The organism is Paenibacillus sp. WLX2291 (genome assembly GCF_046603665.1).
Taxonomy (GTDB): Bacteria; Bacillota; Bacilli; order Paenibacillales; family Paenibacillaceae; genus Saccharibacillus.
Window position 1 is genome coordinate 3664929 of the sequence record NZ_CP176755.1, and the last position, 24532, is coordinate 3689460.

Genomic DNA, 24532 nt, shown 5'->3' on the forward strand with positions numbered 1-24532 from the left:
AGCACTCTCCAATATGAGGGTGCTTTTTTGCTGCTTACATTTTTTGAGGTAGGGTGCTTGGTGCTGGAACTAGGTACACCGCTTCGGTAAAGGATAAGGGAACGTCCTCGGGTGGAGCCGCGGGAATCTACGAATAAGGTTGATACTTGTAGATTCCCGCCCCTCCAAAGTCGTCCTTTTCCCTTATTCCTTTACCTCCGCTATGTGCTAATTCGGGCATGCTGTGCTCGCGAGGAAAAATGTATAGCACCTTATGGTGGGAGTGGAGCAGTTGGGGAGTAATAAGATTTGTGAAATGGTTGGGTTATAGGTGGATACATAAGTATATTTGGAGTTTTTGAAAGAATATACGGAAAAGGCAACTGATCTTGTGGAAGATCGGTTGCCTTTTTTTGTATATGATTAGGTTAAGCTATTGCGGATGCTTTGGATGGCTGCGGCGCGGTTGGGGGCGCCGAAGACGGCGCTGCCGGCTACGAGGACATCGGCACCTGCTTCTACGACTTGTTTAGCTGTAGAAGCGGCGATGCCGCCGTCTACTTCGATGTGTAGGGCGGTATGACCAATAGCGTTTGCCCAGTCGCGGATTTCGCGGATTTTGTGTACGGTGCGTGGGATGAACGATTGCCCACCAAAACCGGGGTTAACGGTCATGACAAGTACCATATCCACATCTTCCAGTACTTCGCGGATGGCGCTGGCTGGGGTTGCCGGATTCAGGGCTACGCCTGCTTTGGCGCCGTGTTCTTTGATCAGATGAATGACGCGATGCAGATGCGTACAAGCTTCGGCATGGACGGTAATCATCTGGGCACCAGCTTTCACGAAATCAGCGATATAACGATCCGGGTTCTCAATCATCAGATGCACATCGATGAACAGTCCGGTATGTGGAGCGATGGATTGCAGTACGGGTGCACCAAATGTAATATTTGGAACAAAATGTCCGTCCATTACGTCAACGTGTAACCAATCTGCGCCGCTACGTTCCACTTCTTTCACTTCATCCAACAATTTGCCAAAATCGGCGGACAGGATGGATGGTGCGATTTTGATATCATGCATAGTTCAGTACCTCCGTTTCTCGTCTTTCATCTCCTGGTAAAACTGCTGATAATGTTTGTACCGGCTCTGCGCGACTTCGCCATCATTGAGCGCTTCTATCACTTTGCAGCCCGGTTCATGCAGATGGGTACAGCCACGGAATTTGCAGCTATCGGCATATCGATTGAATTCGCGGAAGCAGGAACCAAGATCATCGACGCCAAGCTGGGTAAAGTTCAATTGACTGAATCCCGGGGTATCGGCGACATAGCCGCCACCCTCCAACTCGATCAGCTCCACATGGCGTGTCGTATGACGACCACGACCAAGCCGCATGCTGATCTCGCTCGTATTCAGGTCACTCCCCGGAATGACAGCATTTAGCAGCGATGATTTGCCCACACCAGATTGACCAGCGAACATGCTCAGACGTCCGTTCAGCTCTGATGATATCTGCTGTGCTCCAAGCTGGCTTTCCGCACTGGTCAAAATAACATGGTAACCGATCTGTTCATATAATAGACGCGCTTGCTCCACTTCATCTCGTGTCTGCTGATCTTGCTCATCCAGCAAATCCATTTTACTAAAACAAATGAGCGGCTCCAGCCCCGCGTGCTCGATATGTACCAGAAATTTATCCAGCAAAATCAGGCTCAAATCCGGTTCTTTAACAGAAAAGAGCAGCACCGCCTGATCAATATTCGCCACAGGCGGACGAATCAATTCCGTCCGCCGTGGCAATATCTCATCCACGGTGCCTTCTCCATTTTCAGTCAATGAATAGATTACCTGATCGCCAACAAGCGGCGAGATGCCTTTTTTCTTAAAAATCCCGCGTGCTCGGCACTGAATCGTACCGGACGAAGTACCGGCATCGCCGGCTTCCTCACCCGGTTTGACATAATAATATCCGCTTAGCGCTTTGACGATTAAGCCTTCAGGCATGTAATCCGTCCTCTCGTCGACTCTCATTGACTTGTATTGAACTTGCAAAGTACAGGATGACTTGCCTTTCTACGTATACTTAATCTGTATCCGTATCGGTACTTGGGTCAGGTGGCGTTGTACTATCGGTCGTTCCATCTTGACCTGTACTTGTACCATCTGTCGTTCCCGTGCCGGTGCCATTCGCTGGATCAGTTCCATCTGTACTGCCCGGCGGCGTTGTCGCTGGTGGTGTCGTCGTAGCCGGTGGTGTGACTTCACCGGAATTGCTAGGCTCTACAACACCCTCCTGTACCGTATTCTGTTTGGCATCATTATAGCTAATCGCAAATGTATCAAGGAATTGACCATCCCGATATACTTTGACCACACCATTCTGACTTGGGTCCAAAATCATATTAACCTGTAAGGACTGTCTTGAATTAATCGTTTTTGTACCCCAATTGCGATCAGCTCCACGAGCATCGGTGAAAATAATATTAATTTTGCTCGCCTGACCTGCTGTTTTCGGTGGAACGGATACACTGTACGTATAATCCAGAGCTTCCGGTGGATAACCGGTACTAATCCAGAAATCAACCTTGCTACCCTTCGTTTCTGAACTACCAGCTTGTGGGTTTTGACGAGTGACTTTGCCAGATTCCACACTGTAGCTGGATTCCTGTTGTACATTCCCTACACCAAACCCAGTGTCAGACAGCTTCGATTGTGCGCTGGACTGACTGGAATTGGTCAGATCGGGTACGGTTGCTGTCGAAGCGCCTTTGCTGACGATCAACGTAACCGCCTGCATCTCTGGCTGAACTTCCTCGTTGGCACCTGGATTCTGATTCAATACAATACCGCTATCTACACTATCACTAGTCTGATCTTCGCGAGTGATTTGATCGTCTTTGAAGCCCAATGCCAGCAATTGCTTGCGTGCATCCTCAAATGTAATGCCGCTCTTCAGATCCGGCATTTTGATCGGGTCTTTGTCGACTGTCACACTGAGCTGCACACTGGCTCCTTTTTTGACTACACTGTTCGGCTCTGGATTCTGGGCAAATACAATACCAGGTTCTTTGCCCTCCTGATACTCGTACACAATGTCATCGGAAACCGTCAGCCCTTGATCGCTTAGAATCTGGATTGCATTTTGCTGCGTTTCATTAACTACACTCTTCACGGTAACTTCCGGCACTTCAAATGTAGTACGCACATAAAAAGCTGCTGCTGTCATGATCAGAAGAATGAGTACGACAATCGATACCCACACAGCTGGTTTTTTCCAGAAGCTTTGCTTGGTAGCGGCACTGCTTTTTCGACCGCGGTCGCGTTCCATATTGCGAACCTCCTCCTTTTCCAGTGGCGGAATGGGGATAGAGTTCGGCCGAATTGCCGATACCACCTTGGTTTGTTCATCATCATCATTGCTTGCAAAATAGACTCGCGATTCCTTGCTACGCTCGGGCAGCAGGCATGTATCGAGATCTGTTAACATATCGTGAGCAGAATGGTACCGCTCTGCCGGATTTTTGCGCATTGCCTTCAAAATAATATTTTCCACACTCTGCGGAATGAGCGGATTGATCAAACGCGGATCTTCAAACTCATCCTGCAAATGCTTGAGCGCCACACTGATCGGGCTTTCCCCTTGAAATGGCAATCGTCCGGTCAACATCTGGTACATTACGATACCAAGTGAATACAGATCGGATTTCTCGCCTGTTGTAACACCTTTGGCATGCTCTGGTGAAAAATAGTGTACGGAGCCGACAACGGAACCGGTCTGCGTAATCGTAGTCGAGGTGACGGCGCGTGCAATCCCAAAGTCCGTTACTTTGACCCGTCCATTACGACCAATCAAAATATTGTGTGGCTTAATATCACGGTGAATAATCTGATTATGATGGGCGTGATCCAATGCATCACAGATCTGAGTGGCAAAACGTACCGCTTCCTCTACTGGCAGCGGTGCTCGTTCTTTGATAATCTCATTCAGATTCTGCCCATTGATATATTCCATAACGATATAATGCACATCGTCTTCCTGACCAACATCATAAATGCTGACTACATTCGGATGAGACAGCGAAGCAGCCGATTGCGCTTCACGGCGAAAACGGCGGATAAATTCTTCATCGTATACAAACTGCTGACGCAGCACCTTGATCGCTACATGACGATTAAGCAGCACATCCAGCGCTTTGTAAACGAGCGCCATACCGCCGCCGCCGATCTCTTCCATAATCTCATAGCGGCCGCCGAGAACACGTCCGATCATGGCGTCCACCCCTTATCATCAGACTCTGATACAGAGTCGGTAAATTCAAACAGGGCAACTGTAATATTGTCCTCACCGCCAGCTTCCAGCGCGAGTGCAACGAGATGACGGGCACGTTCTTCCAGTGGAATTCCTGCCAGTGCTACCGTCTCAATCTGTGCTCCGGCGACCATATTGGTCAATCCATCGCTACATAACAGCAGCACTTCGCCCGTAGACAGGGCAATATCATCCAATTCCACATTCACTTCGGCATCGGTGCCAAGTGCGCGTGTTAATACATTGCGGCGTGGATGCGAAGCTGCCTCTTCTTGGCTAATTTGCCCGGTTCTGAGCAACTCATTGACCAGACTATGATCCTGCGTAATCAGACGAAGAGCATCCTCGCCTACCAGATACGCACGGCTATCGCCAATATGACCGATAATGCCCTGATTGCCACGCAGCAGAACGGCAACAACGGTCGTTCCCATATTATGATAATCACTGCTTGTTTGTGCGGTATGAAAAACAACATCATTCGCATGTAAAATCGCATCATGCAGCGCGGCGCGGCATGCTTCTGCCGACATCCCCACTTCCAGGCCTTGAAGATCGGATACTACGGTTTGGACAGCTAACTGACTGGCGGTATCACCTGCACGGTGACCTCCCATTCCATCAGCTACAATGCCCAGTACATATTCTTCCTGTATACTACCAATCCATACGGAATCCTCGTTAACCTGTCTGACGCGCCCCTTATCACTCAACTGTGCTGCTTTAATCAACACCCATCACCTCGCAGTCGACTCCATATGCTTCGCACGTAATTGTCCACATGCTGCTGCAATATCATGACCTTGCTCACGGCGGATCGTAACGTTCACGCCTTTGTCCGCCAGAATGCGCTGGAACTCAAAAATATCTTTACGCGGGGTGCGTACGTAATTACGTTCTGGCACATAGTTAACCGGGATCAGGTTGACGTGGCACATCATGTCTTTGAGAATATTGCCCAGTTCTTCTGCATGCTCGGCACGGTCATTCACGCCACCGATCAAGGCGTATTCAAATGTAATCCGGCGACCGGTTTTTTCCATATAGTAGCGCAGAGATTCCATTACATCGTCAAACGGGAAACGACGGTTAACCGGCATCAGCTTGGAGCGCAGTTTGTCGTTAGGTGCGTGAATGGAAATCGCCAGATTGATCTGGGTATTTTCATCCGCAAATTGGTAAATGTTCGGTACGATCCCACTCGTGGATACGGTGATATGACGTTGACCGATATTCAAACCTTTTTCATGAATCATGATGCGTAGGAATTTCATTGTTGCTTCATAGTTCTCAAACGGTTCGCCAGAGCCCATAATAACGATGCTGCTGACACGTTCGTTCGTTTCGTCCAGAATCTTCTGTGCCTGCACAACCTGAGCAACGATCTCACCAGCAGTCAGGTTACGCTTCAGACCACCCAGTGTAGACGCGCAAAATGTACAGCCGATCCGGCAGCCGACCTGAGTCGTTACGCAGATGCTGTTACCGTAATTGTGACGCATAATAACGGTCTCGATTGCATGGTTATCATGCAGACCGAACAGGAATTTTACCGTACCGTCTTTGGATTGCAGCTTTGTAATTTCATCCAGCATGACAAAAGAAAACTGGTCGTTCAGCTTGGCGCGCAGGCCTTTGGAAAGATTGGTCATTTCCTCAAACGAAGATACGCGCTTCACATACAGCCAGTCAAAAATTTGCGATGCCCGGAATGCAGGCTCATTATTCTCTTTCACCCATTCCTGGAGATCATCCAGGGAAAAGTCATATATAAAGGGTTTCATTGCAGTTATCACACCTATTCTTAATATCATTAAATTTGTTGAACACTATGCACGGCTTGTATATCTGTCATTTACTATCGGGTTCACATCTTTACTAGTTTAGCACAAAACAAAGAAAGCCTAAAGAGGCACTCCGCCAACATCTGCCCTTTATTGTGCAAATATTCATGCGAGTGGTGTGCCTGCTATTAGGCTATACCAAAAAAATCAGCCAATTCTATCGTACACGGCGTAATGCCGCGATGTAAAATCCATCGGAATGATAATCCTGTGGCAAAATCTGTACGCCAATCGTAGTCGGTGCAGCATGGTGCTCGGTTGCAGACTGTGTATCTGACGATGTTACTGCATCTGTATTGTGTAACAGAGCACGAAGCGGATTGAGAGCGACTTCGAAATCCTCATGTGCTTCCAGAAAACGACGCATCATATCTTCATTCTCACTACGCTCAATGGTACAGGTGCTGTATACCAGAATGCCGTCCGGCTTGAGCAGAGGCGCTACCTTTTCCAGCAGTTGCTGCTGCAATTCGGTAATGGCGCCGATATCAGCTGCTGTCTTGTTCCATTTCAAATCCGGCTTGCGGCGAATAACGCCCAGACCAGAGCAAGGCGCATCCAGCAGAATACGGTCAAAAGAAGCCGCCGGATACCGATCCGACAATGTCATCGCATCGCCAACCGTTGTCTCAATCACAGAAATATGCAGGCGCTCTGCCTGATCATCGATCAGCTTGCGCTTATGCTCATGAATATCGTTGGCGATAATCCGACCGCTATTTTGCATTTTTTCCGCCAGATGCGCGGTTTTGCCTCCGGGTGCAGCACAGCAGTCCAGTACATCCATACCGGGCTGCGGCTGTACGGCTTCGGCAACTAGCATCGAACTTTCGTCCTGAATGGAAATTTGTCCACTGCGATACCAATCGGTTAGCGCCATATTTCCACTGCCACCGAGCACAATACCATCCGGCGCAATCGCCGATGGCTGAGCATAATAGCCCTGCTCATTTAAGATATCCAGCATCTTCTGCCGGGATACGAGATTCGTATTCACCCGTACACTGACCGTAGGCGGCTCATTGTTAGACATACAGATTTGTTCGGTCGTTTCCTCACCGTACTGCTTGATCCAACGCTTCACTAGCCATTCTGGATGCGAATATTGAAGCGATATCCGCTTGACCGCAGACAGCCCATCTGGAATTTGCAATTCATCCAGCTGACGTAGTACATTGCGCAGTACGCCATTGACCATGCCAGACACGCCTTGATGACCACGACGATTGGCGATATTCACCGCCTCATTGACAGCCGCATGTGCCGGAATGCGATCCAAATAATACAACTGGTAAAAGCTAAGCCGCAACAAACTGCGCACCCACGGTTGCAGCTTGTTCAGCCCTTTGGATACAAATGGGTTCAGAAAATAATCAATCGTATTAAAATGAGCAATCGTGCCATAGACAATCTCTGTTGCCAGTCCTGCATCTGCACGCTCCAGCTTCGCTTGTACCAGCTCCTGATTCAGCTGCAAATTGCTGTATGAGCCGCTTGCATCGACATCCGTCAATACGTTCAACGCTACTTCGCGAGCAGACAGCTGACGTGCTTGCGATGATTTGCCACGCGACGAAGCATGAGTGCGTGATGAGCCTGATGAAGCTTGGGCAGATGACTTGGTATGAAACGAATTGGAATGGGAATGAATATTGTTAGAAGCTGGCTTGGGATTCGGATTGCGCTTGTTAGAATCGCTCACTGGAACACCGTTCCTACCGCAAGCGCATTACCGCGCGCAAAGTCGGCAGCGTTCAGTGCCTTTTTGCCTGCTGGTTGTACTTCGGTTAGCATCAATACGCCATCACCGGTACGCACGACGATACCGTTCTTGCCCAGTTCTACTACAGTTCCCGGTGCTGCATCTGCCGCTCCCGCAGGCAAGGAAGCATCCGGCTGTGGCTGTACCGTTTTCCATACTTTGAATACATCGCCATTCCAGAGTGTAAAGCCACCTGCGAACGGCACCAATCCGCGAATCTGATTGTAAATGTCACGGCTATTGCGCGACCAGTCGATCTTCTCATCGTCGCGAGATAGATTCGGCGCATACGTCGCTTCGTCGTCATTTTGCGGTTCTGCATCTATTTTGCCTGCCACCAAGCGTGGCAGCTCGGTTGTGAGAATGTGTGCGCCAGCTTCACTCATTTTGGCAAACAACGTACCGGATGTATCGTCATCCGTAATCGGTACTTCCAAACGTGAGATCATATCGCCAGTATCCAAGCCTTCTGCCATATACATCAGCGTAATACCAGTTACTGTTTCCCCATTTATAATACAGCGCTGAATCGGAGCACCACCGCGATACTTGGGCAGCAGGGAGCCGTGGATATTGACGCAGCCAAGGCGTGGCAGATCCAGTACAGCTTTTGGCAAAATCTGTCCGTATGCCGCCGTAATAATCAGATCCGGTTCATACGAAGCCAGCTCAGCTACAGCCTCGGGGCTGCGCATGCGCTGCGGTTGCAGTACAGGCAAGTTATGCTCAAGAGCGGCAGTTTTTACCGGAGATGGAGTAAGCACCTTTTTCCGACCTTGCGGTTTATCCGGCTGTGTGACAACACAAACTACATTCATACCCTGCTCCAACAGTACCTTGAGACTGGCTACTGCGAAGTCGGGCGTTCCCATAAAAGCGATTCTGGTCAATGCTTATTCCCCTCCCTCATCCAGTCTACGGTCATAGACACGCTCTGCAATATCGGTAAATAATACGCCGTTCAGATGATCAATCTCATGTTGAAGTGCACGCGCGAGTAGCTCCGTACCAGTAATGGTTATTTCATTGCCGTCGCGATCCAGTCCTTTGACTGTCACTTCCATCGCACGGCGTACTTCACCATTGAGCGCCGGAATGCTCAGGCAGCCCTCAGAACCCAATTGCTCACCGCTGCTGGATACGATCTCCGGGTTGATTAGCTCGATCAGTCCATTGTCGTCACCAACATCTACCACGATCACTCGTTTCAAAATACCGACCTGTGGTGCAGCCAGTCCAACGCCGTCTGCGTCGTACATCGTTTCTGCCATATCGGTCAGCAGTTTTTGTACATTGGGTGTGATTTTGGTTACTTGTTTTGCTTTTTTGTGTAGTACTTCATCTGGTTCTTTTACAATAATACGAATTGCCATCCTGTCATCCCATCCCTTATCTATTGTTATATTCATTGTCGCGCCTGAGTATATCTGCAACTCTATTCAAGCAGAATACAGGGCAGCAAAATGCTGCTGCCCTGTTATGTGTTCCGGTGAGTCCCAGCGACTGATGTTCTCACATCACATCATCACTTGAGGGTCAACATCGATGCTGATCAGCAAATCCTTGTCGCGCACGCTGTCCTGTAGCTGTTCCGATACATACTCAGCCAAGCGAGCAACGTCCATATCTCCACGCCATTTTATCATACATTGGAATCGGTATCTATTTTTTAGCCTAGGAATAGGCGAAGCGACTGGACCTAGCACATCCAGCGCTTCGGTGGAGAAGCGTTCCAGACTGCCAAGCCAACCGACTCGCTGCGCATGATCTTTGACCATCTGCACATAATTTTCGGCAATGCGTACTAGTAACGGCAGCTTCTCATGGGAAAAGGTAACCAGTGCCAAACGGCAGTATGGCGGATAACTAAGCACCTGACGATGCTTAAGCTCCTCTCGTACAAAGGACGAATAATCGTGACGACTCGCATGAATGACCGAGTAATGATCCGGGTTATACGTCTGCACGATAACTTCTCCCGGCAAATGATGTCGTCCGGCACGTCCCGCAACCTGTGTCAACAGTTGAAACGTCTTCTCACCAGCGCGGAAATCCGGCAAATGCAGCGCCGAATCGGCAGCGATTACACCAACCAGTGTCACATCTGGAAAGTCCAGTCCTTTCGCGACCATTTGCGTGCCGAGCAGCAAATCCGCCTGCTTGTCGCGGAATTGATTCAGTAGCTTTTCATGCGAACCTTTTTGCGTAGTTGTATCTACATCCATCCGCACAACACGGATACCGGGAAACAGCTTCGCCAGTTCCTCCTCGACCCGCTGCGTACCTGTACCAAAATAGCGAATATGCTCACTGCCACATTCCGGGCACACTTCTGGCGCCGGTTCGGCATGTCCACAATAATGGCAACGCAAATTGTTAGAGCGCTGGTGGAAGGTCAGCGAAATATCGCAATTCGGACATTCCGCCACATACCCGCACGTCCGGCACATGACAAAGGTAGAATGCCCGCGTCGGTTGAGCAGCAGGACGATCTGCTGCTTTTTCTCCAAGCGATCTTCAATCGCTTCATGCAGCGGACGGCTGAACATAGAACGATTGCCTTCCTTCAGTTCCTCGCGCATGTCGATGATATGCACCTGCGGCAATTCGCTCCCAAGTGCACGACCGTGAATCTCCAGCAGTGTGGGGTTGAAATCGTCCTTACTCTGCGAACGCGCCGCATGGTAACTTTCCAGTGACGGCGTTGCCGAGCCAAGCAGCACAACTGCCTGATGCTGATGTGCACGATGAACGGCGACATCGCGAGCATGATACTTCGGACTCTCTTCCTGCTTATACGATGTCTCGTGCTCTTCGTCCATAATAATTAGCCCCAGATTCGTAAAAGGAGCAAAGATCGCTGAACGCGCACCGATGGCGACCAGCGCCTGACCTTCACGAATTTTGCGCCATTCATCATATCGCTCACCGCTCGACAAGCGGCTGTGCAGCACAGCGACATGATCGCCGAACCGGCTTTTGAAGCGTTCGACCATTTGTGGTGTGAGCGAGATTTCCGGTACAAGCATAATCGCCTGCCGATCCTGCTCAATTACGCGCTGTATCGACTGTAAATATACTTCCGTCTTCCCGCTACCAGTAATCCCGTGTATTAGAAATTCGCCTTCGACCCGTTGATCAATCTGCTGAATAATGGCGTCGTATACCATCTGCTGCTCATCTGTCAGCACAAACGGTACACTCGGTTTGAAATTGCGGTCTTTGTATGGATCACGGAACACTTCGGTATCTCGAATGACGATATAGCCTTTGTCTGCGAGCGATTTCACGGTGCTTGCTGTTACACCAAGTACAGTCAAAATCTCTTTCATCTGCACCTCACCGCCGGTATCGGCAATAAAGGTCAGTACTTCCTGTTGCCGCCTCGCCCGCGCTGGAAACTCGTCGATAATACGGCGAATCTCATCCTCTGGCAAATGCAGCGAGACGGTACGAACGGTTTTCTTTTGTACTTTGTCGCGAATGCTGCGCGTCTCGGATAATACACCGCGCTGTAGCAACCGTTTGATCACATCCGCATGATTCGCAAATTTACGGCTCAGATGCTCCATACGCACTTCCTGCTGTTTGCGAATATGCGTGACGATAGCAGATTCCATGTCATCCAATTCATCTACCGTTTCGAACAATACCGGCTCATCGGCAGCAGCAGATGCCCCGCTTGACTCGCGCTCGCCCCACTCTGATGGATCAGCGACGGAAATGTATCGTTCTGCTTTCCCTTTCAATGCAGCCGGAAGCATCGCCTGCAATGCTGTAATCCGGTGACAGGCATAACGCGCACTCATCCACGCAGACAATTGTACGAGATCCTCCGATAACGGCGGCACCAGATCGAGCAGTTCTTTGACAGCCTTCAACTTGATGTCCGGCGTTTCCGATTCATCCGCCAGTTCTACGACGAATCCTTGCAGCGTGCGTGAACCAAATGGCACACCGACCCGACTGCCAATTTCCAGCCAGCCCTGCATCGATTGCGGGATCAAATAATCAAACGGTCGGTCGGTGCCACGGCTCGGTACATCGACGATCACCCTGGCAATCCGGCTCATGAGGCAGACACCCCACTTAGACGGCGCGCAGCCAGTTCCAGCAAACGCACAGCTACTTCTTCTTTGCTCATTAACGGCACATCGTCCGCCAGTCCATTGACATCATAGATTTGAACTTTATTCGTATCTGTGCCAAAGCCTGCGCCAGTCGCTGTCACATCATTCGCAACGATCAGATCACAACGTTTGCGCTGTAATTTGTCCATAGCGTACTGGGCGACATGTTCCGTTTCAGCGGCAAAGCCAATCAGAAACTGATGCTGCTTACGTTCGCCAAGACTTTGCAGTATATCGACTGTTTTTTCCAGTTCTAGTGTCAGATCGTTGTCTTTTTTCTTCATTTTGGTTGTGTGTACTGTTTTGGGACGGTAATCAGCAACAGCAGCAGTTTGCACCATGATGTCGGTATGATTCCATTCGCCAAGCACTGCTTCATACATCTCCTGTGCAGACTGTACGCGCACAACTTCCATATCCTGTGGTAGCGGGACCTGTACGGAAGCAGCGATCAAACGCACATCCGCACCCATCTGTTTAGCCATACGTGCAACAGCGATGCCCATTTTGCCAGACGAATCGTTCGTAATATACCGTACGGGATCGATGCGCTCAATCGTTCCGCCCGCTGTCACCGTGACTTTGCGACCGGATAGCAGATGGCTAAGCTGTCTCTTATGCTCCTGAGCGGCGAAAAAATCGTTAACGACCGAGATGATCGTTTCCGGTTCTTCCAGTCGTCCTTTGCCTACATACCCGCAGGCAAGCATACCTTCGCCCGGTTCTATCATCAGCACACCACGCTCGACGAGTGTGTTCATATTTTGCATAATCGCCGGGTGCTGGTACATATGCACATTCATCGCCGGTGCGACCATAATCGGTGCCGTTGTGGCAAGCAGCATAGAAGACAGCATATCGTCTGCCAGACCAAGTGTCATTTTGGAAATCGTATTCGCGGTTGCCGGTGCAATCAGCACCAGATCAGCGAGATCGGCAAGGTGAATATGGGTCACCACTTCGGGATTACGCTCATCAAAAGTATCGATATGCACCGGATTACGTGATAATGTCTGAAGCGTCAGTTCGGTAATAAATTGAGACGCCGATTGGGTCATGATCACATGCACATCCGCTCCCTGTTTAACTAGCCCGCTACATAGCGATGCTGCCTTGTATGCAGCAATGCCACCGGTGATACCGAGCACGATCTTTTTGCCTTTCAGCATGATGTTCCCTACTTTCGTATTGGAATGACCGCCCATGGGCAGTATGACGTTTGCATTGTTGTTGCTTCAGATGAAGCGTAGTGGAAGGCATTGTATGATCAGATGCCTCTATATATTCTCATCAAGTCGTCGCTTGGGATGAATAGGTTAGTGTTGCTATAGAACAAAGTTTATCTGCACAAACGATATGCACAAAAGGAGTGGAAATCAAGCTTCTCCATCCCTTTATTATACCTTTTATTATGCAAAAAGGGTACATGTATTCGTACTTCCATGCAGCGTCTTATATCCATACATATCTCATACATGCTCAGAGTCCTTGCTCATGTTTCCTCTATATTATGACACAGATATTGTAAGGATACAGGCATCCAATATGATGTTGGATAAAGTATTTACGCTGCAATCACAATACAAAGTGCTATCATGCACAGAGCTACACATGCACCTTCACAGAGCTGTACATATACGTTAAGTATTGTAATACTAACTATAGAATGATCGTATATAATATAAGCCCGTTTCTGTATACTCCGATCCACGTTCACGGAATGTACTAGAAAACGGGCTGTTTCTGCCTACTGTATAACTTTATCTGCAATTTCTCCTATCGCGGACACAAATGCGGACACAAAAAATAACAACCTTGCGGTTGTTATCATTGCCCGGCGCCATCCCATTCAGGATAGCTGGAAACTATTAATGGTTTTCGCGATCGCTTTGTTCCAGTTCCTCTTCGGTTCTGCGCTCGATCTTGATGTTGTCGTTGTAGATTTCTTCCAATGCTACACCAACGAATTTGTGAGCTTTCGGATGATGCAGTTCGCTTTTGCTACCATCACGCAGTTGTCTTGCACGACGGGATGCTGCAACAACGAGCGAATACTTACTGTCTACTTTGTTCATCATTTCATCAATGGATGGATATAACATGGCTTTCGCACCTCATATTCTTCCGGAGCTTGATGCTTCCGGGGTTTATTTGCGGATCTTGCAGTGTTCGGCGATAATAATGCTCTCAATGCGCTGGCAAGCCAGATGAATCTCATCATTGACGACGGAATAATCATAATGCTTCATCATTTCCAATTCGTCCGCAGCTGCGGTCAAGCGACTGTTGATCGTATCTACTGTTTCCGTACCGCGTCCCTGTAGACGACTTTGCAGTTCCTCAAACGAAGGCGGCGTTAGGAAAATAAACACTCCCTCCGGGAACTTTTCCATCACTTTCAGTGCGCCCTGCACTTCAATTTCCAGAAAAATGTCGTTGCCGGCTTCCAGCGTACGCTCTACAAAATCGCGCGGTGTTCCATAATGATTACCAACATACTGCGCATGTTCCAGCAGCATGTCGTTTTCGATCATCGTTTGAAACTCTGCATGCGTTTTGAAAAAGTAATTTACGCCATCCACTTCGCCCGTACGCGGCTGACGCGTGGTCGCCGATACCGAGTAAATCAGCTCCGGTTGGCGTGTGCGCAGTTCCGCACTAACTGTTCCTTTGCCGACACCGGATGGTCCGGACAATACAAATAATAATCCTTTAGACATGATACACTCCAATGTAGACTACCGACTCTATCCCCTGGGAAGCGCCGGCAGTCTGTATTTGTTTATTCGTCGTTATCGTCATCCTTGAGGGACAAACGATGTGCTACAGTTTCCGGCTGTACAGCCGACAAAATCACATGATCGCTGTCCGTAATGATCACGGCGCGTGTACGTCTACCGTACGTCGCGTCGATCAACATATGGCGATCGCGTGCTTCCTGAATGATCCGTTTAATTGGTGCGGATTCGGGGCTTACAATAGAAATGATCCGGTTGGCGGATACAATATTCCCAAAGCCAATGTTGATAAGTTTGATTGCCATTTTCAGGTTTTTCCCCCTATACATGTGACTCAATCGCGCCGAAATTGACGTCGCTTATTGGTCTTATTCCAAATTGGCGGCTTGTTCACGGATTTTTTCCAGCTCCGCTTTCATCTCGACGACATGGTTAACTAGAGCCAGATGATTGGCTTTGGAACCAATCGTATTGACTTCCCGGTTCATCTCCTGAAGTAGGAAATCGAGCTTGCGTCCGATCGAATCATTCTGCTCCATCAATTGCCGGAACTGTTCAAAATGACTCATCAGACGCGTCAATTCCTCGTCAATATTGGAACGATCGGCGAATACCGCCACTTCCATTCCAACTCTGGATTCGTCCCAGTGGAAACTGCCGTCCTGCAATTCGGTTAGCCGCTGTCGCAACCGGGTGCGGTGTTCCTCCACCACGGTTGGTGCCAGACGGCGCATCTCCGCATACAGCTGTTCCAGATGCCGGAGACGATTTTGCAGGTCAAGGACCAGGTGCCGACCTTCACTTGCCCGCATATGCAGCAGACCGTTCAGCGCCTCGTCCAATCCCTGCTGCAACAAAGCTTGCAGCTGCTCCGGATCTTCTTCATTGCTATGCTCGCTTTCCATTGCCTTCATGACACCTAGCAGCGATAGCAATTGACTGACTTCCAGCGTTCCTTCGACGCCATAATGCTGCTTCAACTCGGTGGCCGCCGCCAAATAAGCGCGTGCCGCCGAGTGATCCAGCTGAAGCGTCGACTTCTGTCCATCCGCCTGTTCTCTGTTTACAAACACGTCAATCCGCCCGCGCTTGACACGACTCTGTACAAGCTTGCGCAGTCCATCCTCCGTTGCCGCCCACTCGCGTGGCAAACGTAGCATCACTTCGCAATAGCGGTGATTGACGGATTTTACTTCAATTTGGATTTTGTAGCCGCCATATTGCACGGCGGACTGACCGTATCCGGTCATACTGAATGACATCGGCATCACATCCGTTATCCTATTGTAATTGATTATTTGCCTTGAAACAAGGGGTTCGGACGCTGCTTTGCTTTTGCCCATACATATTCCGTCAGCGCGGCACTCATGCCGTACAGCATGAATGGAGTCATAATATAGATTCCGTTAAAATGCTCCAGTGCGACGTCAATCAGCTCCTGTGCAATCAACACACCAGTTTGCCGTCCTTCTTCACCTTCCAGCCCGGACATGCGTCCACGAATATGATCTGGTAACTGAATCCCCGGCACCTCATTGTGCAAATATTCTGCATTGCGCCCACTCGCCAGCGGCATAATACCGATGAATACCGGCACATCCAGATGACGAGTCGCCGCACGAATATCGGCGATAAGCTGCGGATCATAAACGGGCTGCGTCATCACATAATCAGCTCCGGCAGCGATTTTCTTTTCCAGCCGATGGACGGCTTTGTCCAGATGCTTCACATTCGGATTGAACGCTGCACCGACGACGAAGCGTGCGCGATGCTTGAGCGTTTTACCCGAAAAAGCAACTCCCTCGTTCAATTGCTTAATCATTTTTATCATATCAAAAGAAGTCATATCGTACACGGAACTAGCTCCCGGCAGATCGCCAAATTTGGACGGGTCGCCGGTTACGGCAAGCACATGGTCGATTCCTAGTGCGTTTAAGCCCATCATATGCGACTGACTGCCGATCATATTACGGTCGCGGCACGTAATATGCACGAGCGCACGTAGTCCAACTTCGCGCTGCACGAGATGTGCCAGCGCCATATTGCTCATACGCGTCACTGCCAGCGAATTATCCGCCATGGTGACGGCATCGGCACCCGCTTTTTTCAATAGTTCGGCACCTACCATAAAGTTAGCAATATCCAGATCGCGCGGCGGATCCAGCTCAACGATAACGGTCGGACGCTCCTGCACGAGATCGACCAGTGTCGGCGGCGTATCTTCTCCATTGGAATCCCAGCCGTGTAAAATATCTTTTTCCATCGTAATGCTTACTTGTGGGGAAGGCACCTTGACCGATGAGAAATCAAGCGCTGGCGAACTATAATCTTCCAATGCGCGCGCCATTGCCGCAATATGCTTCGGCGTCGTACCACAGCATCCACCCACGACTCGTGCTCCAAGCTCTGCAAGCCGCACTGCACTCTGACCAAAATACGACGGCTTCGCCTTGTACCGATATTCACCATCAATATAACTCGCTACCCCTGCATCAGGATACACAGATAATGGCAATGCTACCTTGCCACGCACGTATTCTAGCGCCTTCATGACGCCGTTCGGTCCGATGCGGCAATTCAGTCCCACCATATCTGCGCCCGCCTCCGCCAGAATCGCAAACGCATCCGGTAGAGGATATCCATCCTGCGTACGTACAGAATCTTCTACGGTCAGCTGGCAAATGACTGGAATATCGGTCAATTTCCGCACCTGACGAAGTGCCAATGCCAGTTCTTCCAGCTCGAAAAACGTTTCCAGCAAAATACCATCCACGCCTTCTGCCAGAATCGCATTCAATTGCTGGCGAAAATATTTGCGCAGCTCTGGCAGCGGCGTATTGGAGCGCTTGCCTTCACGAATCGCCCCCACCGAACCGACCACATACGCTTGTTCACCAGCAGCCTGACGCGCAATGCGCACGCCTGCACGATTAATCTCCTCCACCTTATGCTCTAGCCCAAACTTCGCCAGACGCTCATAATTGGCGGAAAATGTATTCGTTTCGATCATCTGCGCACCGGCGTTCACATACTGCCGATGAATATCTTCAATCATCTGCGGATTCAGCAGATTCAGTTCCTCATATGAAATACCGACCGGAAAGCCCAGCTGGTATAAATACGTTCCCATCGCGCCATCGCCTACGATAACACCTTCTGTCCATCTTGTCCGTAAATCCGGCTTCATGTGCTACACCTCGCTGTCATCATTTACGCTTAATGTAACATACAAATTAGCAGATTCTGGCTGATATAGCTAAAAGGTATAGCGAGGCACAGGGGTGTATGGTAAGGTGGCAGTCCATTATTATACATAGGCAACCTTGCATGTTTGGCATATGCCGACTCGCAGTATATCAACGAGTCCGTGGCATCGACTGGCATACAATCATTCCATTCACATTCTATTCAATCCAGCGTCTGTCCGCTGTATACTGCTTCTGCCGGTCCCGTCATATAGACCCGATTGGATGCTTCATCCCATTCGATATACAGATCGCCGCCTTTGAGCGATACCGTTGCATTGCGATCTGCATGTCCGTTTAATACGGAAGCAACCAGAGTTGCACAAGCACCAGTACCACAGGCGAGCGTAGGTCCGGCTCCGCGCTCCCATACACGCATATCCAGATGGGTGCGATTTTGCACCGTTGTAAATTCCACATTTACTTTGCGTGGAAATAACGGATGCGTCTCCAGCAAAGGTCCCCATGTATGCAGATCAAAGCTCGCCGCATCCTCTACGTAAATTACACAGTGCGGATTGCCCATCGACACCGCAGTGAAGCGAAATTGCTGCCCGTTCACCTCAATCGGCTCGTCCAGCACAGGATTCCCTGCGACTGCTACTGGAATCCGCTCCCCTTCCAAAATCGGCTCTCCCATATCAACACGTACCGTACGAGCTGTGCCATTTTCCGCCTGTACGCTCACTGTCTGCACACCTGCACCAATCGTTTCGATCTGAATGTCCGTGCTACCAACAATCTGGCGATCATACACATATTTGGCAACACAGCGCACCGCATTACCACACTGCTCCGCTTCCGATCCATCCGAATTGATAATGCGCATCATCACATCCGCACGCGCCGATGGCAAAATAAACACCAATCCATCCGCACCGATGCCAAAATACCGATTACAATGCCGAATCGCCAGCTCCGCTGCATTTGCAGGCAGGGAAGGTTCACCGTGTACGACGATAAAATCGTTTCCCAACCCATTCATTTTCGTAAATTCCATTTCGGCTCTCTCCCTTGCTCTGTTGTCTGCTGTTCCTTTGTTATCTACTGGGTAAGCATAGCATGATCTTCATTGTAGGTTAAGGGGGATTCTGCTGCGCTGATGAAGGGACAACGCTGCGGTAAAGGATTTGGGCACGGACTCCGGTGGAGGCACGAGAATCTACGATGAGGGATAACTTGTAGATTCTCGCACCTCCAAGGTCGTCCTTTGCCCAAATTCCTTTCCCTCCGCTCCGTGCTTATGCAAAAATGTAGAAATCCCTCTTGATGGAGGGAGTAGCAGTAAAGTACAGAAAGAATTTCCAAGGAATTTCAAATGTATCAGAAATCAGATATGATATAAGGATAGTTTTAGGTGATATAATAGATAAGTTGGACAATGAAAATAACAGAGTTGCTATCAGCTCTCATTTACATCTCTTCACCCTACTTCATACACTACTAAAACGAAATGCTTCGCACAGATTGAGATGTTTGCAAGCATCGCGGAACGGAGGACGTTCCCTTATTCCTTTCCGAAGTGCATGATGCTAAAGCACAACATCCTATCACTGTGGAACATTTCAGACATTTCAAGGAGACTATAGATTATGGCATTGGATGGTATTGTAACCCGTGCGATCGTACAGGAGCTGCAAGTGCTCGTAGGATCGCGTATTAATAAAATTCATCAACCGACTGAGAACGACATCGTATTTCAAATTCGTGCACAACGGGATAATCGCAAATTGGTGCTAAGCGCGAATCCGACGTATCCGCGTGTGCAATTTACCGAGCAATCGTTTATGAATCCGCAGGAAGCACCGATGTTTTGTATGCTGCTACGCAAGCATTGCGAGAGCGGCATTATCGAAGGTATTGAGCAGGTGGGCATGGAGCGGATCATTCATTTCCATATTCGGCAACGTGATGAACTCGGCGATGTATCGCTCAAAAAGATCGTCATTGAACTGATGGGACGCCACAGTAATCTCATTCTGGTCGATCCGGCTACCGGTAATATTCTCGACGGTATTCACCATGTGACACCAGCAATTAGTAGTTACCGGATCGTTATGCCGGGCTTCAGCTATCAGGAGCCGCCGCAACAGCACAAGCTGAATCCGCTGGATGTAGAGCAGCCGCAATTCGCTCAAGCTTATCGCGAAAGCCCTGATCCGTCGTCTCGTTTTATCGTCAATGCGTTTACCGGCATGAGTCCGCTTATTGCGGATGAGATCGTTCAACGCGCACTGAACAATGGTGCTCAACTGGAAACACCTCAAATTACGTACACTGAACCAGCCAATAGCGCAACAGATACAGACAACACAGTCAATGCTCATACAAGCGATAGTCATGATTCAACACCACCAGCAGAACCTTCCACAACGGTCGTGTTGAATGCTGTGCGTTTGGAACAAGAAGCTCTGTGGTCTGCTTTTGCAGCATTGATGGATACGGTGCGAACAGGAGAGTTTGCTCCGTCCAGCGGGCTGAATTCGCGCGGGAAAATTATTTTCTCAGCGGTTCCGTTGACACAGGTAGTGGACGAAGCCAAGTCGTACGATTCTATCAGCGCTTGCATGGAAGCTTATTACGGCGACAAAGCCGAGCGCGATACAGTCAAACAGAAGACGAGCGATCTACTGCGCTTTTTACAAAATGAACGCAGCAAAAACATCAAAAAGCTCGACAATCTGCATAAGGATCAACTGGAAGCAGGCGATGCAGAGAAATATCGCATTCAGGGCGAATTGCTATTCGCTTCGCTGCATCAGATCAGTAGAGGCGACAAGCAGATTGAGCTGGTCAACTTTTACGACGAAGAACAGCGTCCTATTACGATTGCACTTGATCCGCAGCTGAATCCTTCGGACAATGCGCAGCGCTATTTCAAACGGTATAACAAATACAAAAACAGCCTTGCCGTGATCGAGGAACAGCTGATCAAAACACATGCGGAAATCGCTTATCTCGACTCCCTGCTACAACAACTGCAAAGTGCCGCTTTGCAAGATATCGACGAGATTCGCGAAGAACTGGCGGAACAGGGCTACGTTCGCAATCGCAACAAAAAGGCGAAAAAGAAGAAAAAAGACAATCGCCCAACGCTGCATATTTACACATCCAGTGAAGGCATCGAAATGTATGTCGGCAAAAACAATCTGCAAAACGAATACATCACCAACAAAATGGCGAGCAACAACGATACATGGCTGCATACGAAAGATATTCCGGGTTCGCACGTCGTCATTCGCAGCAGTGAATACGGCGATGCTACACTAGCGGAAGCGGCACAGCTGGCTGCTTATTTTAGCCAAGCCAAAGAATCCAGCAGCGTACCGGTCGATTACACTCAGATTCGCCATGTGCATAAGCCAAATGGTGCCAAACCGGGCTTTGTGATTTACGATCATCAAACGACACTGTTTATTACTCCAGAAGCTGATGTGATCAAGAAACTTACGAGTACAATCAAAGCCTGATCGTTCTAAATTCAACTCTATACCATCGCAGCCAATTCAACCTTTTCACATTACAAAAAAGCGTTCTTGATCGTCTATTGCAGACTTCAAGAACGCTTTTTCATATACTTCATTAGAAAAGAAACAAACTCCCGTTATGAATCCTCTTTAAAAATATGCTGCAAAGCAAACGCATCGTCCTGTGGTCGATAATCCAACGCTTGAATAGCATCTTCGATACTCAATCGTTTGAACCGATTGTTCGAGATCGCATTCACGAGTAGAAATGGTTCTTTTAACGGAGTGATCAATGCTTTTTCGACCAGCTGGCATATATCTGCCGGACTAATATAAGCACTCATATCGCGCGCTGTCATAGGCTTGCCGTGTTGAAATTCATCAAACGCGCCAATTCGCAGCCCTACACTTTCCATCCCACATTCATATGCATAATAGCTGGCAAGCGATTCAACAAAAGCTTTGCTCACTCCGTACATATTTTTGGGACGAATCTGCATAGTTGTCGTTGTCTGCACATCCACAGGGTACGCTTCCATCACCTGAGCACTGCTGGCAAACACAATCCGAGATACTCCATTTTGCTGACAAGCAGCAAACAGATTATAGCTACTTTTCATATTGTCGTTGAGCAAAGAATCATAAAATTCCGCATCTGGTGACGGATTGCCTGCAAGATGAACGACCAAGTCCACACCCGCAGTCAGTTCCAGACAAGCATCGGGATCAGCCAGATTGACAACATGCTGCGTAGTTCGCTGCTTGATGTCATCCGCCAAATGATCAAAATGCAAATCAGCGAGAATCAGCTCATGCTTATCTATAAGATGCTGTGTCACAATCGTACCGATTTTGCCAGAAGAACCTGTAATCAGAACACGCATGCAAGATCGCTCCTTTTACCATCAGCTGGTATTGTACAGACTACGCAGTTCCAAATCCAAATCCAAATCCAAATCCAAATCCAAATCCAAATCCAGTTTAATTATATCCGGTATGCTACTACAGTAGTTCATTATAATCGGGAACGTACGTATTACGTAATTCAAGCAGGAGCAAGCTGCTTCAGCACTGCAACTGGAACTTTGCGTCCACCAAGTGGACCATGAAATACTTTGCCCTGCCGTTCACCGTGGTAATCCGAACCGCCCGTAACAATCAGCCCACGCTGTTCAGCAAGCTTCAGATAGCGCTGCTCATCGTCCGGTGAATGATCGGAATGATACACTTCAATACCTGCCAGATCGCTCTGATCGAAAATACGCGATACGAGATCATCATCTCCATAAATGCCCGGATGTGCCATCACGGGTGTACCGCCCGCTTCGATAATCCATTGTGTTGCTTCGGCTGGTGTAATCCGTGGCGGCGATACGTACGCAGCGGCTCCTTGCGCCAGATATTGATCAAAGGCTTCACGCATATCTTGCACATACCCTTTGGCTACTAGTACATCTGCCATATGCGGTCGTCCAATACTCTCATCTGGCAACAATTCACGACCAAGCTGGGTCAATACATCGTCCATCGTAATCTGGATACCGAGTTCACGCAGCTTTGCTAATATCAGCTCATTGCGGTCGTCACGAATGCGGCGCAAATCAGCCAATCGTTCCAAGAAAATCACATCGGTTGTATCGATATAATAGCCGAGAATATGAATATCTTTGCCATCTTGCATTGTACTGATTTCCACGCCGGGTACGACGGTTACCCCATGCTGCTCACCGGCAGCCATCGCTTCTGCCACTCCGGCAACAGTATCGTGATCGGTAATAGCAAGTGCACTCAGTCCCGCTTCCGCTGCAAGGCGTACGTTATCCGATGGTGTATTCATACCGTCAGATGCCTGCGTATGGGTATGCAAATCGGCAAATGCTAGCTGTACATGTTGCTGCTCGTTCATTATGCTCACTCCTGTTCATTGCGGATTCATATACATTCAGGTAGGAAACTTGTTTGTATCGTTTGAGCATCATCCAACTAATCCAACTAATCTAACGAATACTCCTGCAAAAATTGCAAAAATGCCGTCGCGGGCATGCTTAATAGTGTTGATTTAAGATGAATCGAATAAAACTGGCGTGGAAACGATAGCCCTTCAATGGTGAGTATTTTGAGTAAACCTAACGCTACCTCATGCTTCACCGAGGAAGGCGATAAGATCGTAATTCCAAGCCCGGCTTCGACGGCTGATTTTACAGCTCCAGTGCTGCCTAATTCCATCACCGTACGAATCTGTGCCAGATCGACATGATGACGAATAAACTCCTCTTCCATTACCTGACGCGTACCTGAACCTTTTTCTCGCAATACAAACGGGTATTGCAGTACATCATCTAGCGTAACACTATGCTGAGCAACCAATGGATGATCGCCGGGTACGATCAGTTTTAACTCATCCTGCATGACCGGATTGATCGTCATATCTGGATGCTCCACCGGCGCTTCAATCAATCCAAAATCGAGCCGATTGCGGCTAATCTCATCTAGAATCTGCGTCGTATTCATAATTTTGAGCATCACTTTCATCTCGGGATAACGCTGACCAAGCGGTACAAGTAAGCGAGGTAACACATATTCACCGATCGTATTACTTGCTCCGAGCAACAATCTCCCTGCCAGATCGTCGGTAAACCGTGACATCGCCGCATCCGTTTCCCGCATCAATTCAATACCACGCCGAGCGAACGGCATCAGCACATGACCTGCTTCCGACAGTTCGATCTTTTTGGTCGTACGGATAAACAACTTGGTACTAAAATGATCTTCCAATGACTGTACTTGCATCGTCACTGCTGGTTGAGTCATATGCAGCGCTTGCGCCGCCGCCGAAAAGCTGCCACGTTCAGCAACCGTATAAAAAATATGCAATTGATGAAAATTAAATGCCAATGCCGTTTCCCTCCCTGCTTTCCACTTTATTGTACCCTATCCCTACTGTGTGTGTCTTCCAGATGGCACTGCGATCAGCAGACATTGGTAATCGTTACTCGCACGACGGTATGAAAAGTAGTAAAAGAAATATACAACCATACGCATAACGCAAAAA

20 protein-coding genes are annotated in these 24532 nt (G+C 48.8%); 1 reads left to right on the plus strand and 19 read right to left on the minus strand.

From position 1 onward, the window contains the following. Positions 1-402: 402 nt before the first annotated feature. The 16 genes from rpe to dapF all read right to left on the minus strand — a co-directional run bounded on the left by rpe (position 403) and on the right by dapF (position 19013). On the minus strand, positions 403-1065 hold the full coding sequence (rpe, locus tag ACDE64_RS15660; RefSeq protein ID WP_411343070.1) for a ribulose-phosphate 3-epimerase: 663 nt from the start codon (positions 1063-1065) through the stop codon (positions 403-405). A gap of 3 nt (positions 1066-1068) precedes the next feature. Then, positions 1069-1989, minus strand: a complete 921-nt coding sequence (gene rsgA, locus ACDE64_RS15665) for a ribosome small subunit-dependent GTPase A (RefSeq protein WP_411347433.1) — start codon at positions 1987-1989, stop codon at positions 1069-1071. 79 nt (positions 1990-2068) lie between these two features. After that, a complete protein-coding gene (pknB, locus tag ACDE64_RS15670) occupies positions 2069-4255 on the minus strand; it encodes a Stk1 family PASTA domain-containing Ser/Thr kinase (RefSeq protein WP_411347434.1) in 2187 nt (728 codons plus the stop codon). Further along, positions 4252-5025, minus strand: a complete 774-nt coding sequence (locus tag ACDE64_RS15675; RefSeq protein ID WP_411343073.1) for a Stp1/IreP family PP2C-type Ser/Thr phosphatase — start codon at positions 5023-5025, stop codon at positions 4252-4254. Before ACDE64_RS15675 ends, pknB begins: the two co-directional genes overlap by 4 nt. 6 nt (positions 5026-5031) lie before the next feature. Further along, the gene (gene rlmN, locus ACDE64_RS15680; RefSeq protein WP_411347435.1) at positions 5032-6078 is read right to left on the minus strand and encodes a 23S rRNA (adenine(2503)-C(2))-methyltransferase RlmN; all 1047 of its coding nucleotides are present in this window, start codon (positions 6076-6078) and stop codon (positions 5032-5034) included. Between the two features lie 217 nt (positions 6079-6295). Then, entirely contained in the window at positions 6296-7789 is a 1494-nt protein-coding gene (gene rsmB, locus ACDE64_RS15685) for a 16S rRNA (cytosine(967)-C(5))-methyltransferase RsmB (RefSeq protein ID WP_411350313.1), read from the minus strand. 47 nt (positions 7790-7836) lie between these two features. Further along, a complete protein-coding gene (gene fmt, locus ACDE64_RS15690; RefSeq protein WP_411350314.1) occupies positions 7837-8772 on the minus strand; it encodes a methionyl-tRNA formyltransferase in 936 nt (311 codons plus the stop codon). A gap of 21 nt (positions 8773-8793) precedes the next feature. Next, positions 8794-9273: a peptide deformylase gene (def, locus tag ACDE64_RS15695; RefSeq protein WP_411347436.1), complete on the minus strand. Its 480-nt coding sequence runs from the start codon at positions 9271-9273 to the stop codon at positions 8794-8796. Between the two features lie 144 nt (positions 9274-9417). Beyond that, positions 9418-11973 (minus strand): primosomal protein N', encoded by a 2556-nt coding sequence (gene priA / locus ACDE64_RS15700; RefSeq protein ID WP_411347437.1) that lies wholly within the window; start codon positions 11971-11973, stop codon positions 9418-9420. Continuing rightward, positions 11970-13199, minus strand: a complete 1230-nt coding sequence (gene coaBC / locus ACDE64_RS15705; protein ID WP_411347438.1) for a bifunctional phosphopantothenoylcysteine decarboxylase/phosphopantothenate--cysteine ligase CoaBC — start codon at positions 13197-13199, stop codon at positions 11970-11972. Before coaBC ends, priA begins: the two co-directional genes overlap by 4 nt. Before the next feature lie 699 nt (positions 13200-13898). Further along, positions 13899-14132, minus strand: coding sequence for a DNA-directed RNA polymerase subunit omega (gene rpoZ / locus ACDE64_RS15710; protein ID WP_411343078.1), 234 nt, complete (start codon positions 14130-14132; stop codon positions 13899-13901). 45 nt (positions 14133-14177) lie between these two features. Next, entirely contained in the window at positions 14178-14750 is a 573-nt protein-coding gene (gene gmk, locus ACDE64_RS15715; RefSeq protein ID WP_411343079.1) for a guanylate kinase, read from the minus strand. Positions 14751-14812: 62 nt separating this feature from the next. After that, complete coding sequence (remA, locus tag ACDE64_RS15720; protein ID WP_017814687.1) at positions 14813-15073, minus strand: extracellular matrix/biofilm regulator RemA; 261 nt, start codon at positions 15071-15073, stop codon at positions 14813-14815. A 63-nt stretch (positions 15074-15136) separates the two neighbouring features. Then, positions 15137-16030 carry a YicC/YloC family endoribonuclease gene (locus ACDE64_RS15725; protein WP_411350315.1) on the minus strand — a complete coding sequence of 298 codons (894 nt, stop codon included), beginning with the start codon at positions 16028-16030 and terminating at the stop codon, positions 15137-15139. Between the two features lie 32 nt (positions 16031-16062). Then, the gene (locus ACDE64_RS15730) at positions 16063-17955 is read right to left on the minus strand and encodes a bifunctional homocysteine S-methyltransferase/methylenetetrahydrofolate reductase (protein ID WP_411347439.1); all 1893 of its coding nucleotides are present in this window, start codon (positions 17953-17955) and stop codon (positions 16063-16065) included. Positions 17956-18176: 221 nt separating this feature from the next. After that, a complete protein-coding gene (gene dapF / locus ACDE64_RS15735) occupies positions 18177-19013 on the minus strand; it encodes a diaminopimelate epimerase (RefSeq protein ID WP_411347440.1) in 837 nt (278 codons plus the stop codon). Positions 19014-19605: 592 nt separating this feature from the next. On the opposite strand from dapF, the gene ACDE64_RS15740 reads away from it, so the two are divergent. Next, positions 19606-21483, plus strand: coding sequence for an NFACT family protein (locus ACDE64_RS15740; RefSeq protein WP_411347441.1), 1878 nt, complete (start codon positions 19606-19608; stop codon positions 21481-21483). Positions 21484-21617: 134 nt separating this feature from the next. Here ACDE64_RS15740 and ACDE64_RS15745 read toward each other — a convergent pair whose 3' ends face one another. From ACDE64_RS15745 to ACDE64_RS15755, 3 genes are all read right to left on the minus strand, one after another. After that, positions 21618-22364, minus strand: a complete 747-nt coding sequence (locus ACDE64_RS15745) for an NAD-dependent epimerase/dehydratase family protein (RefSeq protein WP_411347442.1) — start codon at positions 22362-22364, stop codon at positions 21618-21620. A 161-nt stretch (positions 22365-22525) separates the two neighbouring features. Then, positions 22526-23386 carry a PHP domain-containing protein gene (locus ACDE64_RS15750; protein WP_411347443.1) on the minus strand — a complete coding sequence of 287 codons (861 nt, stop codon included), beginning with the start codon at positions 23384-23386 and terminating at the stop codon, positions 22526-22528. Positions 23387-23472: 86 nt separating this feature from the next. Next, the gene (locus ACDE64_RS15755; protein ID WP_411347444.1) at positions 23473-24375 is read right to left on the minus strand and encodes a selenium metabolism-associated LysR family transcriptional regulator; all 903 of its coding nucleotides are present in this window, start codon (positions 24373-24375) and stop codon (positions 23473-23475) included. Positions 24376-24532: the final 157 nt, after the last annotated feature.

What these genes read in the sequence shown, in the direction of transcription:
- rpe (WP_411343070.1), bottom strand. Translation starts at nt 1,065, where the DNA reads ATGCATGATATCAAAATCGCACCATCCATCCTGTCCGCCGATTTTGGC.
- rsgA (WP_411347433.1), bottom strand. Translation starts at nt 1,989, where the DNA reads ATGCCTGAAGGCTTAATCGTCAAAGCGCTAAGCGGATATTATTATGTC.
- pknB (WP_411347434.1), bottom strand. Translation starts at nt 4,255, where the DNA reads ATGATCGGACGTGTTCTCGGCGGCCGCTATGAGATTATGGAAGAGATC.
- rlmN (WP_411347435.1), bottom strand. Translation starts at nt 6,078, where the DNA reads ATGAAACCCTTTATATATGACTTTTCCCTGGATGATCTCCAGGAATGG.
- fmt (WP_411350314.1), bottom strand. Translation starts at nt 8,772, where the DNA reads ATGGGAACGCCCGACTTCGCAGTAGCCAGTCTCAAGGTACTGTTGGAG.
- def (WP_411347436.1), bottom strand. Translation starts at nt 9,273, where the DNA reads ATGGCAATTCGTATTATTGTAAAAGAACCAGATGAAGTACTACACAAA.
- priA (WP_411347437.1), bottom strand. Translation starts at nt 11,973, where the DNA reads ATGAGCCGGATTGCCAGGGTGATCGTCGATGTACCGAGCCGTGGCACC.
- coaBC (WP_411347438.1), bottom strand. Translation starts at nt 13,199, where the DNA reads ATGCTGAAAGGCAAAAAGATCGTGCTCGGTATCACCGGTGGCATTGCT.
- rpoZ (WP_411343078.1), bottom strand. Translation starts at nt 14,132, where the DNA reads ATGTTATATCCATCCATTGATGAAATGATGAACAAAGTAGACAGTAAG.
- gmk (WP_411343079.1), bottom strand. Translation starts at nt 14,750, where the DNA reads ATGTCTAAAGGATTATTATTTGTATTGTCCGGACCATCCGGTGTCGGC.
- remA (WP_017814687.1), bottom strand. Translation starts at nt 15,073, where the DNA reads ATGGCAATCAAACTTATCAACATTGGCTTTGGGAATATTGTATCCGCC.
- ACDE64_RS15725 (WP_411350315.1), bottom strand. Translation starts at nt 16,030, where the DNA reads ATGTCATTCAGTATGACCGGATACGGTCAGTCCGCCGTGCAATATGGC.
- ACDE64_RS15730 (WP_411347439.1), bottom strand. Translation starts at nt 17,955, where the DNA reads ATGAAGCCGGATTTACGGACAAGATGGACAGAAGGTGTTATCGTAGGC.
- dapF (WP_411347440.1), bottom strand. Translation starts at nt 19,013, where the DNA reads ATGGAATTTACGAAAATGAATGGGTTGGGAAACGATTTTATCGTCGTA.
- ACDE64_RS15740 (WP_411347441.1), top strand. Translation starts at nt 19,606, where the DNA reads ATGGCATTGGATGGTATTGTAACCCGTGCGATCGTACAGGAGCTGCAA.
- ACDE64_RS15745 (WP_411347442.1), bottom strand. Translation starts at nt 22,364, where the DNA reads ATGCGTGTTCTGATTACAGGTTCTTCTGGCAAAATCGGTACGATTGTG.
- ACDE64_RS15750 (WP_411347443.1), bottom strand. Translation starts at nt 23,386, where the DNA reads ATGAACGAGCAGCAACATGTACAGCTAGCATTTGCCGATTTGCATACC.